General features: G+C 59.7%; 9 protein-coding genes and 4 tRNA genes. All 13 read right to left on the bottom strand.

What is annotated here, in order from left to right; genetic code table 11:
* Positions 1-53: 53 nt before the first annotated feature.
* The 13 genes from rpoC to ACLFKU_RS19745 all read right to left on the bottom strand — a co-directional run bounded on the left by rpoC (position 54) and on the right by ACLFKU_RS19745 (position 13,985).
* Positions 54-4,292, bottom strand: a complete 4,239-nt coding sequence (rpoC, locus tag ACLFKU_RS19805) for a DNA-directed RNA polymerase subunit beta' (protein WP_410850204.1) — start codon at positions 4,290-4,292, stop codon at positions 54-56.
* A 21-nt stretch (positions 4,293-4,313) separates the two neighbouring features.
* Positions 4,314-8,420 (bottom strand): DNA-directed RNA polymerase subunit beta, encoded by a 4,107-nt coding sequence (gene rpoB, locus ACLFKU_RS19800; RefSeq protein WP_410850203.1) that lies wholly within the window; start codon positions 8,418-8,420, stop codon positions 4,314-4,316.
* A 369-nt stretch (positions 8,421-8,789) separates the two neighbouring features.
* Entirely contained in the window at positions 8,790-9,167 is a 378-nt protein-coding gene (rplL, locus tag ACLFKU_RS19795) for a 50S ribosomal protein L7/L12 (protein ID WP_018420143.1), read from the bottom strand.
* Positions 9,168-9,230: 63 nt separating this feature from the next.
* Positions 9,231-9,734: a 50S ribosomal protein L10 gene (gene rplJ, locus ACLFKU_RS19790; RefSeq protein ID WP_115781228.1), complete on the bottom strand. Its 504-nt coding sequence runs from the start codon at positions 9,732-9,734 to the stop codon at positions 9,231-9,233.
* A 303-nt stretch (positions 9,735-10,037) separates the two neighbouring features.
* Positions 10,038-10,736: a 50S ribosomal protein L1 gene (rplA, locus tag ACLFKU_RS19785; protein WP_013090766.1), complete on the bottom strand. Its 699-nt coding sequence runs from the start codon at positions 10,734-10,736 to the stop codon at positions 10,038-10,040.
* The gene (gene rplK, locus ACLFKU_RS19780) at positions 10,737-11,168 is read right to left on the bottom strand and encodes a 50S ribosomal protein L11 (RefSeq protein WP_008922976.1); all 432 of its coding nucleotides are present in this window, start codon (positions 11,166-11,168) and stop codon (positions 10,737-10,739) included. It lies immediately after the preceding gene.
* Positions 11,169-11,328: 160 nt separating this feature from the next.
* Positions 11,329-11,886 (bottom strand): transcription termination/antitermination protein NusG, encoded by a 558-nt coding sequence (nusG, locus tag ACLFKU_RS19775; RefSeq protein ID WP_075303275.1) that lies wholly within the window; start codon positions 11,884-11,886, stop codon positions 11,329-11,331.
* 1 nt (position 11,887) lies between these two features.
* Positions 11,888-12,268, bottom strand: coding sequence for a preprotein translocase subunit SecE (gene secE, locus ACLFKU_RS19770; protein WP_410850202.1), 381 nt, complete (start codon positions 12,266-12,268; stop codon positions 11,888-11,890).
* A 34-nt stretch (positions 12,269-12,302) separates the two neighbouring features.
* Positions 12,303-12,378, bottom strand: a tRNA-Trp gene (locus ACLFKU_RS19765).
* A 64-nt stretch (positions 12,379-12,442) separates the two neighbouring features.
* Entirely contained in the window at positions 12,443-13,633 is a 1,191-nt protein-coding gene (gene tuf / locus ACLFKU_RS19760) for an elongation factor Tu (protein WP_013090760.1), read from the bottom strand.
* 62 nt (positions 13,634-13,695) lie between these two features.
* Positions 13,696-13,770 (bottom strand) — tRNA-Thr (locus tag ACLFKU_RS19755).
* A gap of 16 nt (positions 13,771-13,786) precedes the next feature.
* Positions 13,787-13,860 (bottom strand) — tRNA-Gly (locus ACLFKU_RS19750).
* Positions 13,861-13,899: 39 nt separating this feature from the next.
* A tRNA-Tyr gene (locus ACLFKU_RS19745) sits at positions 13,900-13,985 on the bottom strand.
* Positions 13,986-14,226: the final 241 nt, after the last annotated feature.

Raw genomic sequence — 14,226 nt, 5'->3', positions numbered from 1 at the left:
AAACTGAGCGGCTTTGGTGGCGCGTCAGGCAAGGCGGCTTGCGCCGCCAGCACTTACTCGCCCGAGTGCTGCTGTTCGGCGGCCGGGGTTTCCGGCGTACCGAATTCGAACGACTCTTCCGCTGCGATCTGATCGAAACGCTCGCGGTCGGCCAGTTCCTTGCTCTTGCGCGCCTTGTGGAACGCGAGACCCGTACCGGCCGGAATCAGACGGCCGACGATCACGTTTTCCTTCAGGCCACGCAGGTCGTCGCGCTTGCCCATGATCGCCGCTTCGGTCAGCACGCGGGTCGTTTCCTGGAACGACGCCGCGGAGATAAACGAATCGGTCGACAGCGACGCCTTCGTGATACCAAGCAGCACGTTTTCGTATGTTGCCGGACGCTTGTCTTCCGCGATCATACGGTCGTTCTCGTCGAGCATGTCCGACCGCTCGACCTGTTCGCCCGGGATGAAACGCGTATCGCCGTTGTCGGTGATCTGGACGCGGCGCAGCATCTGACGCACGATCACTTCAATGTGCTTGTCGTTGATCTTCACGCCCTGCAGACGGTACACGTCCTGCACTTCGTCCACGATGTAACGCGACAGCGCCTCGACGCCCTGCAGACGCAGGATGTCGTGCGGATCCGCCGGTCCGTCGACGATCATTTCGCCCTTGTTGACGACCTGACCATCGTGCACCAGAACCTGCTTTTCCTTCGCGATCAGGAACTCGTGCTGGTTGCCCTCGAGGTCCGTGATAACGAGACGCTGCTTGCCCTTCGTGTCCTTACCGAACGACGTCGTACCCGTGACTTCCGCCAGGATACCTGCGTCCTTCGGCGAACGTGCTTCGAACAGTTCCGCCACACGCGGCAGACCACCGGTAATGTCACGCGTCTTCTGCGATTCGGTCGGGATACGTGCAAGCACTTCACCGACCTGCACCTGCTGACCGTCCTTCACGGTGATCAGCGCGCCGACCTGGAAGCCGATCTGCACCGAGTGCTCGGTGTTCGGGATCTTCACTTCCTCGCCGTTCGCATCGAGCAGCTTGACCTGCGGACGCACCGTCTTCGACGCCTGCGAACCACGACGCTTCACGTCGATCACGACGAGCGTGGACAGACCCGTCACGTCGTCGATCTGCTTCGCGACCGTCACGCCTTCCTCGACGTTCTCGAACTTCACCGTACCACCGTACTCGGTGATGATCGGACGCGTCATCGGATCCCACGTGGCCAGTTGCGTGCCGGCCTTGATCTGCGCACCGTCGAGCTGCAGCAGCGTCGCGCCGTACGGCACCTTGTGACGCTCGCGCTCGCGGCCGTGATCGTCGGTGATCATCGCTTCGCCCGAACGCGAGATGACGATCTGTTCGCCCTTCGCATTCGTGACGTAACGCATCGTCGACGTGAAACGCACCGTACCGTTCGACTTCGCTTCGACCGACGAAGCCACCGCCGCACGCGACGCCGCGCCACCGATGTGGAACGTACGCATCGTGAGCTGCGTGCCCGGTTCACCGATCGACTGCGCCGCGATCACGCCGACCGCTTCGCCGACGTTCACCAGCGAGCCGCGGCCGAGGTCGCGACCGTAGCAGGCCGCGCACAGACCGTAGCGCGTTTCGCAGGTGAGCGGCGTGCGCACGCGCACTTCGTCGATGCCGAGGCGTTCGATATCTTCGACCGCGTCTTCGTCGAGCAACGTGCCCGCTTCGAACAGCGTTTCCTGCGATTCCGGGTTGACGATGTCAGCCACGGCCACGCGACCCAGAATACGGTCACGCAGCGCTTCGACCACTTCACCGCCTTCCACCAGCGCCTTCATCGCCACGCCGTTCGACGTGCCGCAATCTTCCTCGACGACGACCAGATCCTGCGTCACGTCGACCAGACGACGCGTCAGGTAACCCGAGTTCGCGGTCTTCAGCGCCGTATCAGCCAGACCCTTACGTGCACCGTGGGTCGAGATGAAGTACTGCAACACGTTCAGACCTTCGCGGAAGTTCGCCGTAATCGGCGTCTCGATGATCGAGCCGTCCGGCTTCGCCATCAGGCCGCGCATACCTGCCAGCTGACGAATCTGAACCGCGGAACCACGAGCGCCCGAGTCCGCCATCATGTAGATGGAGTTGAACGACTCCTGACGCGTCTGGTTGCCGTCACGGTCCGTGACCGGTTCCGTCGACAGCTGTTCCATCATCGCCTTGCCGACTGCTTCCGACGTTGCCGACCAGATGTCGACCACGTTGTTGTAGCGTTCCTGGGCGGTGACGAGACCCGACATGTACTGACGGTCGTATTCCTTCACCTTCTTCGCGGCATCGCCGACGATAGTTTCTTTCTGCGGCGGCACGAGCATGTCGTCGACGCAGATCGAAATACCAGCGCGCGTTGCCAGACGGAAGCCCGACTGCATCAACTGGTCGGCGAAAATCACCGTCTCACGCAGACCGCACTTGCGGAACGCGGTGTTGATCAGACGCGAGATTTCCTTCTTCTTCAGCGGCTTGTTCAGCACCGAGAACGGCAGACCCGGCGGCAGGATTTCCGACAGGATCGAGCGGCCAACCGTGGTCGCGTACAGCGTGATCTTCGGCACGAACGCCGGCGCGCCTTCCGACTTGTCTTCGTTGTGGACCATTTCGGTGATCCGCACGTTGACGCGCGAGGCAAGCTCGACTTCCTTGTTCTCGTACGCGCGCAGCACTTCCGACACGCCCGTGAACGTCAGGCCTTCGCCCTTGCCGTTCACCGCTTCGCGCGTCGCGTAGTACAGGCCGAGCACGATGTCCTGCGACGGCACGATCGACGGATCGCCGTTTGCCGGGAACAGCACGTTGTTCGACGCGAGCATGAGCGTGCGCGCTTCCATCTGCGCTTCGAGCGACAGCGGCACATGAACGGCCATCTGGTCACCGTCGAAGTCGGCGTTGAACGCCGCGCAGACGAGCGGGTGCAGCTGGATTGCCTTACCTTCGATCAGCACGGGCTCGAAAGCCTGGATGCCGAGACGGTGCAGCGTCGGCGCACGGTTCAGCATGACCGGATGTTCGCGGATCACCTCTTCGAGGATGTCCCACACCACCGGCGTCTGGTTCTCGACTTCCTTCTTCGCAGCCTTGATGGTGGTAGCGACACCCATCACTTCGAGCTTGTTGAAGATGAACGGCTTGAACAGTTCGAGCGCCATCAGCTTCGGCAGACCGCACTCATGCAGCTTCAGCGTCGGGCCGACCACGATCACCGAACGGCCGGAGTAGTCGACACGCTTACCGAGCAGGTTCTGACGGAAGCGACCGCCCTTACCCTTGATCATGTCAGCGAGCGACTTCAGCGGACGCTTGTTCGCACCGGTCATCGCCTTGCCGCGACGGCCGTTGTCGAGCAGCGAGTCGACGGCTTCCTGCAGCATCCGCTTTTCGTTGCGGACGATGATTTCAGGTGCCTTCAGCTCGAGCAGACGCTTCAACCGGTTGTTACGGTTGATCACGCGGCGATACAGGTCGTTCAGATCCGACGTCGCGAAACGGCCGCCGTCGAGCGGCACCAGCGGACGCAGTTCCGGCGGCAGCACCGGCAGCACTTCGAGGACCATCCAGTCCGGCTTGATGCCCGAACGCTGGAACGCCTCAAGCACCTTCAGGCGCTTCGCGTACTTCTTGATCTTCGCTTCCGAGCCGGTGTTGCGCAGTTCCGTGCGCAGCATTTCGACCTGCTCGTCGATGTTGATCGCACGCAGCAGCTCGCGAATACCTTCCGCGCCCATTTCGGCACGGAATTCGTCACCGTATTCCTCGACCTTGTTGTAGTAATCCTCTTCGGTCATGATCTGCCGCGCTTTGAGCGGCGTCATGCCCGGATCGATCACCACGTATGCTTCGAAGTACAGCACGCGCTCGATATCGCGCAACGTCATGTCGAGCACCATGCCCAGACGCGACGGCAGCGACTTCAGGAACCAGATGTGCGCGACCGGTGAGGCCAGTTCAATGTGGCCCATGCGCTCGCGACGCACCTTCGCGAGCGTCACTTCGACGCCGCACTTCTCGCAGATCACGCCGCGGTGCTTCAGGCGCTTGTACTTGCCGCAAAGGCATTCGTAGTCCTTGATCGGACCAAAGATCTTCGCGCAGAACAGACCATCGCGCTCCGGCTTGAACGTGCGGTAGTTGATGGTTTCCGGCTTTTTGACTTCACCGAACGACCACGAACGGATCTTGTCAGGCGAGGCCAGACCGATCTTGATCGCGTCAAAAACTTCAGGTTGTTGGACTTGCTTGAATAGATCGAGCAAAGCTTTCATCGCTTCTCTCCAGTAGTCCGATTAGTTCCGGTCCAGGTCGATGTCGATACCCAGCGACCGGATTTCCTTCACCAACACGTTGAACGACTCAGGCATGCCGGCATCGATCACGTGATCGCCCTTCACCAGGTTCTCGTAAACCTTGGTCCGGCCGGTCACGTCGTCCGACTTCACCGTCAGCATTTCCTGCAGCACGTACGATGCGCCGTACGCTTCGAGCGCCCACACTTCCATCTCACCGAAACGCTGGCCACCGAACTGCGCCTTACCGCCCAACGGCTGCTGCGTCACGAGCGAGTATGGGCCCGTGGAACGCGCGTGCATCTTGTCGTCGACCAGGTGGTGCAGCTTCAGGTAGTGCATGTAGCCGACCGTCACCGTACGTTCGAACATCTCGCCCGTGCGGCCGTCGAACAGACGCACCTGGTTCTTCGACGGCGTCATGCCGAGGTTTTCAGCGATGTCGTCCGGGAACGCCAGATCCAGCGCGCGCGACATTTCTTCTTCCGTCGCACCGTCGAACACCGGCGTTGCGAACGGCACGCCTTCGCGCAGGTTCTTCGCCAGTTCGAGGATTTCGTCGTCGCTGAAGCTATCCAGCTCTTCGGCACGGCCTGATTCGTTGTAGATCTTGATCAGGAATTCGCGCAGTTCTGCGATCTTCGCCTGACGCTGGAGCATTTCGCCGATACGCCAGCCGAGACCCTTCGCGGCCCAACCGAGATGCACTTCGAGAACCTGACCCACGTTCATCCGCGACGGCACGCCAAGCGGGTTCAGAACGACGTCAGCCGGACGGCCGTCGGCCATGTACGGCATGTCTTCGATCGGCACGATCTTCGACACGACACCCTTGTTACCGTGACGGCCTGCCATCTTGTCGCCGGGCTGCAGACGGCGTTTCACCGCCAGATACACCTTCACCATCTTCAGCACGCCCGGCGGCAGTTCGTCGCCCTGGGTCAGCTTCTTGCGCTTCTCTTCGAACGCGAGATCGAACTGGTGACGCTTCTCTTCGATCGAGTTCTTGATCGCCTCGAGCTGGGCTGCTGCTTCTTCATCCGCGAGGCGGATGTCGAACCAGTGGTAGTGGTCCAGATCTTCAAGGTAAGCGCGCTCGATCTTCGTGCCTTTCGCGAGCTTCTTCGGACCGCCGTTCGCGACCTTGCCTTCGAGCATACGCGCGAGACGCTGGAACGCATCGCCTTCCACGATACGCAGCTGGTCGTTCAGGTCGAGACGATAGCGCTTCAGTTCATCGTCGATGATCTGTTGGGCGCGCTTGTCGCGCTGGATGCCTTCACGCGTGAACACCTGAACGTCGATCACGGTACCGCTCATGCCCGACGGCACACGCAGCGACGTGTCCTTCACGTCAGACGCCTTCTCACCGAAGATCGCGCGCAGCAGCTTCTCTTCCGGAGTCAGCTGGGTTTCGCCCTTCGGCGTGACCTTGCCGACCAGCACGTCGCCCGCTTCGACTTCCGCGCCGATGTAAACGATGCCCGACTCGTCGAGACGGCCAAGCTGCACTTCCGCGAGGTTCGAGATGTCGCGCGTGATTTCTTCCGGTCCGAGCTTCGTGTCGCGAGCAACGACGTTCAGTTCTTCGATGTGGATCGACGTGTAACGGTCGTCCGCAACCACCTTCTCCGAGATCAGGATCGAGTCTTCGAAGTTGTAGCCGTTCCACGGCATGAACGCGATCAACATGTTCTGGCCGAGCGCGAGCTCGCCCAGATCGGTCGATGCGCCGTCAGCCAGCACGTCACCGCGCGCAACCTTGTCGCCCATCTTCACGATCGGACGCTGGTTGATGTTCGTGTTCTGGTTCGAACGCGTGTACTTGATCAGGTTGTAAATGTCGACACCGACTTCACCTGCGACCGCTTCGTCGTCATTCACGCGAATCACGATACGGCCCGCGTCGACGTAATCGACCACTCCGCCACGCAGTGCCTGAACCGTCGTGCCCGAGTCGACCGCCACGGTGCGCTCGATGCCCGTACCGACGACCGGCTTTTCCGGACGCAGACACGGCACAGCTTGGCGCTGCATGTTCGAGCCCATCAATGCGCGGTTCGCGTCGTCGTGCTCGAGGAACGGGATCAGCGAAGCTGCGACCGACACGATCTGCGACGGCGCCACGTCCATGTACTGGATGCGGTCCGGCGTGACCATCAGCGTTTCGCCCGCTTCACGCGACGACACGAGTTCGTCGGTCAGCGTGCCGTCGTCGGCCACCGCCGCGTTCGCCTGAGCGATCACGTAACGGCCTTCTTCGATCGCCGACAGGTAATCGATCTGGTCGGTCACCTTGCCGTCGGCAACCTTACGATACGGCGTTTCGAGGAAGCCGTATTCGTTCAGGTGCGCGTACAGAGCGAGCGAGTTGATCAGACCGATGTTCGGTCCTTCCGGCGTTTCAATCGGGCACACACGGCCGTAGTGGGTCGGATGCACGTCGCGGACTTCGAAGCCGGCGCGCTCACGCGTCAGACCGCCCGGGCCAAGTGCGGAAACACGACGCTTGTGCGTGATTTCCGACAGCGGGTTGGTCTGGTCCATGAACTGAGACAGCTGCGACGAACCGAAGAACTCGCGAATCGCCGACGAAATCGGCTTCGAGTTGATCAGGTCGTGCGGCATCAGGTTTTCGCTTTCGGCCTGGCCGAGGCGTTCCTTCACAGCACGTTCGACACGCACGAGGCCCGCACGGAACTGGTTCTCCGCGAGTTCGCCGACGCAACGCACACGACGGTTACCGAGGTGGTCGATGTCGTCCACTTCGCCCTTGCCGTTGCGCAGTTCGACGAGGATCTTGATCGTCGCGAGGATGTCGTCGTCCTGCAGCGTCATCGGGCCGACGATTTCGTCACGGCCGACGCGGCGGTTGAACTTCATACGACCCACCTTCGACAGGTCGTACGCTTCTTCGCTGTAGAACAGGCGGTTGAACAACGCCTCGACCGCTTCTTCGGTCGGCGGCTCGCCCGGGCGCATCATGCGGTAGATTGCGATGCGCGCGGCCATCTTGTCGGCCGTTTCGTCGATACGCAGCGTCGACGAGATGTACGGACCCTGGTCCAGATCGTTCGTATAGAGCGTCTGGATGTCCTTGATCTTCGCTTCGCGCAGCTTCTCGAGCACGGATTCCGTGATTTCGTCGTTCGCGTTCGCGATGACTTCACCCGTATCGCCGTCGATCACGTTCTTCGCGAGCACGCGGCCGAGCAGATAGTCTTCCGGTACCGAGATGAACTTGGTCTTCGCGTTGTCGAGGTCGCGAATATGCTTGGCGTTGATCCGCTTGTCCTTCTGGACGATCACGTTGCCGTCGCGGTCCGTGATATCGAAGCGCGCGACTTCACCGCGCAGACGCTCCGGCACGAATTCCATCTGCGCGCCTTCCGGCATCAGCGTGAAATTGTCGAACACGAAGAAGTTTGCGAGGATCTGTTCCGGCGTCAGGCCGATTGCCTTCAACAGGATCGTGACCGGCATCTTGCGGCGGCGGTCGACGCGGAAGTACAGCACGTCCTTCGGGTCGAACTCGAAGTCGAGCCACGAGCCACGGTAAGGAATGATACGTGCCGAAAACAGCAGCTTGCCCGAGCTGTGCGTCTTGCCCTTGTCGTGTTCGAAGAACACACCCGGCGAACGGTGCAGCTGCGAAACGATCACACGTTCCGTGCCGTTGATGACGAACGAACCGGTCGGTGTCATGAGCGGAATTTCGCCCATGTATACTTCCTGTTCCTTCACTTCCTTGACGACCGGCTTGCTCGGCGATTCCTTGTCGAGCAGCACCAGACGCACCTTGGCGCGCAGCGCCGAGCAGTACGTCAGACCGCGCTGCTGGCATTCCTTGATGTTGAATGCCGGCGGAGACAGCATGTAGCTGACGAACTCGAGACGCGCGAAACCGTTGTGCGAAACGATCGGGAAAACGGAAGTGAACGCGGCCTGCAGGCCTTCCGGCTTGCGTTGAGTAGACGACGTATCTGCTTGCAGAAACGTGCTGAATGATTCAAGCTGGGTAGCCAGCAGGAAAGGTACTTGGTGAACGATGGGGCGCTTCGCAAAACTCTTGCGAATACGCTTCTTCTCGGTGAAGGAATATTGCATACGATCTCCGAATCACGGCGGGCATAGTTGTCGAGGCAGGATACCTTGATGAGACAACCCGAGTGTTCACCGACTGAGACCCGATGGCCGTCCGATGGCTTGAACGAGCCTAGAAGCTTGGTGGTTGGCCGCTACCAACCGCTGGCTGACGGCAGCGGATGCCTGTGTTGCCCGCTACCCGACCAAACTTGCCTTCTGCAGTCGCTTCAGAAGACAAAGAGAAACGCCGGTCAATATTACCGAGGGCGTTTCTCTTTGGCTTCTGGAAATCACATTCCTGCTGGCATACACCTGCAAAAACGCGTCCTCCACAAAGCACAAAAAGGCCGGCGGTGGAAAACCGCCAGCCTTCGCACAGCGCGCTGAAGCTTACTTGATTTCAACCTTCGCGCCGGCTTCTTCCAGCTTCTTCTTGGCTTCTTCAGCAGCAGCCTTGGGCACCGCTTCCTTAACGGGCTTCGGTGCGCCGTCGACCAGATCCTTCGCTTCCTTCAGGCCGAGACCCGTCAGTTCGCGAACAGCCTTAATGACCGAAACCTTGTTTGCACCGGTCTCAGCCAGGATGACCGTGAATTCGGTCTGCTCTTCAGCAGCAGCTGCGCCGCCGGCTGCACCTGCCGGGCCTGCCACTGCAACAGCAGCTGCCGACACGCCAAACTTTTCTTCGAACGCCTTGACCAGCTCGTTCAGTTCCAGAACCGACATCGAGCCTACGGCTTCGAGGATGTCTTCTTTTGCGATTGCCATTTGAAATACTCCTAAATTGAATTCGGATACAGCCAGCGATCAATTACGCTCGACTGAAGTGCATTACGCAGCGGTTTCTTCGCCTTGTTTCTTTTCTGCAAGCGCGGCCAGAGCGCGCGCAAAGCCAGAAACAGGTGCCTGCATAACGAACAACAGCTTGGAGAGCAGTTCTTCGCGGCTCGGGATGTTTGCCAGCGCTTGCACGCCCGCCTTGTCCATCACCTTGCCTTCGTAGGAACCAGCCTTGATGACCAACTTGTCATTGCTCTTGCTGAAGTCATTGACGACCTTAGCAGCAGCAATTGCATCTTCCGAGATGCCGTAGATCAGGGGGCCAGTCATCTGCTCTGCCAGCGGAGCAAACGGGGTACCCTCAACGGCGCGACGCGCCAGCGTGTTCTTCAACACGCGAAGGTAAACCTGTTGCTCACGCGCTTTCGCGCGCAGCTTGGTCAGATCGCCAACCGCGATTCCACGATACTCAGCCAGAACCACGGTCTGAGCTTTCGCGACTTGCGCGGCAACCTCAGCGACGACGGCCTGCTTGCTTTCTTTGTTGAGTGGCACGGTTAACCTCCAGATTCGATACACGCAGCGTGCGCCATGTGTACCGCATTCAATAACGGCGTCCGACCAGTCAGGAGTATTTCGACCGTCCGAAGCCCGCATTCCCACGGACATCCGACGGCTTCATCACTACAAAACCTTTTCGGGTTCGCCATCTGCGTTGGCTTTACATTAAGGACCCGCCTACCTGCTGCGTGCCCGCCAACGGTCTTTGACAACCGGTTGCGCAGTGCAGACTGCCACCTCGCAACCGCCCAAAGCCCATAAAAACCGCTCCGATTCGCACCGGAGCGGCCAAATTCATTACTGTGCAGCGATCGACGTTTGGTCGACGCGAACGCCAACACCCATCGTGCTCGACAGAGCGACCTTGCGGAGGTACACACCCTTGCTCGTTGCCGGCTTCGCCTTTTGCAGCGCTTCGATCAGCGCGTTCAGGTTGTTGCGCAGAGCTGCCGGTTCGAACGAAGCACGGCCGATCGTTGCGTGGATGATACCGGCCTTGTCGACACGGAATTGCACCTGACCCGCCTTGGCGTTCTTGACCGCAGTCGCGACGTCCGGCGTGACCGTGCCGACCTTCGGGTTCGGCATCAGACCGCGCGGGCCGAGGATCTGACCGAGCGTACCGACAATACGCATCGTGTCCGGCGAAGCGATCACGATGTCGAAGTTCAGGTTGCCGGCCTTGACCTGTTCAGCGAGGTCTTCCATACCGACGACGTCAGCACCAGCCGCACGAGCCTGCTCAGCCTTGTCGCCCTGCGCGAACACAGCGACACGGACCGACTTACCAGTACCAGCCGGCAGCACGACCGAGCCACGAACCACTTGATCCGATTTCTTTGCGTCGATGCCGAGTTGCACGGCGACGTCGATCGACTCGTCGAACTTCGCGCTTGCACATTCCTTCACGAGCGACAAAGCATCCTCGATCGGATACAGCTTCTGACGATCCACTTTGGCTGCAAATGCTTGCAGACGCTTCGAAAGCTTAGCCATTTACACGCCCTCCACGGTGATGCCCATCGAGCGGGCGCTACCAGCGATCGTACGAACCGCTGCGTCCAAATCAGCAGCCGTCAGATCGGGCATCTTGGTCTTGGCGATATCTTCGGCTTGAGCGCGGGTGATCTTGCCGACCTTGTCGGTATGCGGCTTGCTTGAACCCTTGTCGAGCTTCGCTGCCTTCTTGATCAAAACCGTTGCCGGCGGCGTCTTCAGAACGAATGTGAAGCTCTTGTCTGCGAATGCCGTGATCACAACAGGAATCGGCAGACCCGGCTCCATTGCTTGAGTCTGCGCGTTGAACGCCTTGCAGAACTCCATGATGTTTAGGCCGCGCTGACCCAGTGCCGGACCAACCGGCGGCGACGGGTTGGCTTTACCTGCAGGAATCTGCAGCTTAATAAAGCCGATAATTTTCTTTGCCATTTCGAGAACCTCTTTGGAACGCCGACCTACGTGCGGACGCTCAGTGAGTAGTAGCGCGTGTTCGCCGACGCTTGGCTAATTACGCTCCTCAACGGCCATTACGCGGACCGTAAGCGCGAAATACGGAACGCACCCAGCGGTGCGTTCCGTAAAACTAGGACTACAACTTTTCGACCTGACCGAATTCCAACTCGACCGGCGTTGCCCGGCCGAAGATCGTAACGGAAACACGGACTCGCGACTTTTCGTAGTTCACTTCTTCGACGCTGCCGTTGAAATCTGTGAACGGGCCTTCTTTTACCCGCACCATCTCGCCCACTTCGAACAGGGTCTTCGGACGTGGCTTCTCCACGCCCTCCTGCATTTGCGACATGATTTTTTCGACTTCCCGCGGGGAAATCGGACTAGGGCGGTTGCGCGCCCCCCCTACAAAACCGGTCACCTTGGCCGTGTTCTTCACCAGGTGCCACGTTTCATCCGTCATTTCCATCTCGACTAGAACGTAGCCGGGGAAGAAACGGCGTTCCGTCACTGATTTGTGACCGCCCTTTACCTCAACAACTTCTTCTGTGGGAACGAGGATCTGGCCAAACTGATCCTGCATGCCAGCCCGCTCAATGCGCTCTTGGAGCGCTCGCTGCACACTCTTCTCCATACCTGAGTATGCGTGCACCACGTACCAACGTTTGCCGCTCGGGGATGCCGGAGTATCACTCATATCATTTCCAACCCAGAATCGCCGAGAAAATCGCCCACTCAATGGATTTATCACAAATCCAGAGGAAGATGGCCATCACGACTACGAAGCCGAACACTACAAGCGTCGTTTGGGTGGCTTCTTTGCGAGTCGGCCAAACGACCTTACGGACTTCTTTGTACGAGTCTCTGGCGAAAGCGATGAAACCCTTGCCCGGCGCTGAGAGAAGCCCGACTGCGACACCCGCGATCGCACCAACAGCCAAGGCGGCTCCGCGGATGTACCATTCCTGGCCACTAAGCCAGAAGAACCCCACGAACCCGGCCAAGACCAGCAACACACCGGCGATCAACATCATCTTGTCGCCGGATGTATTCACAGTTTCGACGGAAGGATTCGCCATAACACCTTAACGAGCGCCACTACGACGCGATAGTTGGCAGGGGCAGAGGGAATCGAACCCCCAACCTTCGGTTTTGGAGACCGACGCTCTGCCAGTTGAGCTATACCCCTAAACCATGTGGGGTTGACGACACCGCCAACCCCGATACAGCCGATTATCGAGAACTGTCTGGCGTTACTCGATGATCTTTGCGACGACACCAGCGCCGACCGTACGGCCGCCTTCGCGGATTGCGAAGCGGAGGCCTTCTTCCATCGCGATCGGGTTGATCAGCTTCACCGTGATCGACACGTTGTCGCCCGGCATCACCATTTCCTTGTCCTTCGGCAGCTCGATCGAGCCCGTCACGTCGGTCGTACGGAAGTAGAACTGCGGACGGTAGTTGTTGAAGAACGGCGTGTGACGGCCGCCTTCGTCCTTGCTGAGCACGTACACTTCAGCCGTGAAGTGCGTGTGCGGGTTGATCGAACCCGGCTTGGCCAGAACCTGACCACGCTCCACGTCTTCACGCTTCGTGCCGCGCAGCAGGATACCAACGTTGTCGCCGGCCTGACCCTGGTCGAGCAGCTTGCGGAACATTTCCACGCCCGTGCAGGTCGTCTTGGCCGTTGCCCGGATACCGACGATCTCGATTTCCTCGCCGACCTTGATCACGCCACGCTCGACGCGGCCCGTCACCACCGTGCCACGACCCGAGATCGAGAACACGTCTTCCACCGGCATCAGGAACGAACCGTCAACCGCGCGCTCCGGCGTCGGGATGTACGTGTCCAGCGCGTCGGCCAGGTTCATGATCGCCACTTCGCCCAGCTCGCCCTTGTCGCCTTCCAGCGCCAGCTTGGCCGAACCCTTGATGATCGGCGTGTCGTCGCCCGGGAAGTCGTACTTCGACAGAAGTTCGCGCACTTCCATCTCGACGAGCTCCAGCAGCTCGGCGTCGTCCACCATGTCGCACTTGTTCAGGAACACGATGATGTACGGAACGCCAACCTGACGCGCCAGCAGGATGTGCTCACGCGTTTGCGGCATCGGGCCGTCAGCAGCCGAGCACACCAGGATCGCGCCGTCCATCTGTGCCGCGCCCGTGATCATGTTCTTCACGTAGTCAGCGTGGCCCGGGCAGTCGACGTGTGCGTAGTGGCGGTTAGCCGTTTCGTACTCGACGTGCGCGGTATTGATGGTAATGCCACGTGCCTTTTCTTCCGGCGCCGCGTCGATCTGGTCGTAGGCCTTCGCCTCGCCGCCAAACTTCTGCGTCAGAACCGTCGTGATCGCTGCCGTCAGCGTGGTCTTGCCGTGGTCAACGTGACCGATCGTGCCCACGTTCACGTGCGGCTTGGTCCGCTCAAACTTACCCTTGGCCATTTTCGACTCCTAAGAGGATTTTCCGTACGTTGCGCCGGGCGCAAACAATCACCGAGTACTTCTGGTGCCCATGGGCAGGATCGAACTGCCGACCTCTCCCTTACCAAGGGAGTGCTCTACCACTGAGCCACATGGGCGTTACATCTGTGTTGCTGGAGCGGGTGAAGGGAATCGAACCCTCGTCGTAAGCTTGGAAGGCTTCTGCTCTACCATTGAGCTACACCCGCAAGGCCATGGATTCCCAACAACTGCTACAACTTGCATTCTGGTGGAGGAGGTTGGATTCGAACCAACGTAGGCGTAAGCCAACAGATTTACAGTCTGCCCCCTTTAGCCACTCGGGCACCCCTCCGCAGAGAACTAACGATTATGGGGGAACAACATCGTTTTGTCAAGACCTGCTTGACCGTTCCGATCGCAAAGCTCTCACTTATATAGTGATTGGCTGTTAGCTTTCCGTAAACGGAAAAACCCCACCGCTGGGGGTGGGGTTTCTGGCTTGTGGGGGAGCCTGACGATTACCTACTTTCACACGGGCAATCCGCACTATCATCGGCGTGGAGTCGTTTCACGGTCCTGTTCGGGATGGGAAG

Origin of the sequence: Paraburkholderia sp. EG304 (assembly GCF_046543485.1) — a bacterium.
In the GTDB taxonomy this organism is placed as follows: Bacteria; Pseudomonadota; Gammaproteobacteria; order Burkholderiales; family Burkholderiaceae; genus Paraburkholderia; species Paraburkholderia youngii.
This window is presented reverse-complemented; position numbering and strand designations above follow the sequence as displayed.

Excerpts from the sequence above, each read along its gene's own strand:
- nusG (WP_075303275.1), bottom strand. The coding sequence starts at position 11,886 with ATGAGTGATACTCCGGCATCCCCGAGCGGCAAACGTTGGTACGTGGTG.
- secE (WP_410850202.1), bottom strand. The coding sequence starts at position 12,268 with ATGGCGAATCCTTCCGTCGAAACTGTGAATACATCCGGCGACAAGATG.
- rplA (WP_013090766.1), bottom strand. The coding sequence starts at position 10,736 with ATGGCTAAGCTTTCGAAGCGTCTGCAAGCATTTGCAGCCAAAGTGGAT.
- rplK (WP_008922976.1), bottom strand. The coding sequence starts at position 11,168 with ATGGCAAAGAAAATTATCGGCTTTATTAAGCTGCAGATTCCTGCAGGT.
- rplL (WP_018420143.1), bottom strand. The coding sequence starts at position 9,167 with ATGGCAATCGCAAAAGAAGACATCCTCGAAGCCGTAGGCTCGATGTCG.
- tuf (WP_013090760.1), bottom strand. The coding sequence starts at position 13,633 with ATGGCCAAGGGTAAGTTTGAGCGGACCAAGCCGCACGTGAACGTGGGC.
- rpoB (WP_410850203.1), bottom strand. The coding sequence starts at position 8,420 with ATGCAATATTCCTTCACCGAGAAGAAGCGTATTCGCAAGAGTTTTGCG.
- rpoC (WP_410850204.1), bottom strand. The coding sequence starts at position 4,292 with ATGAAAGCTTTGCTCGATCTATTCAAGCAAGTCCAACAACCTGAAGTT.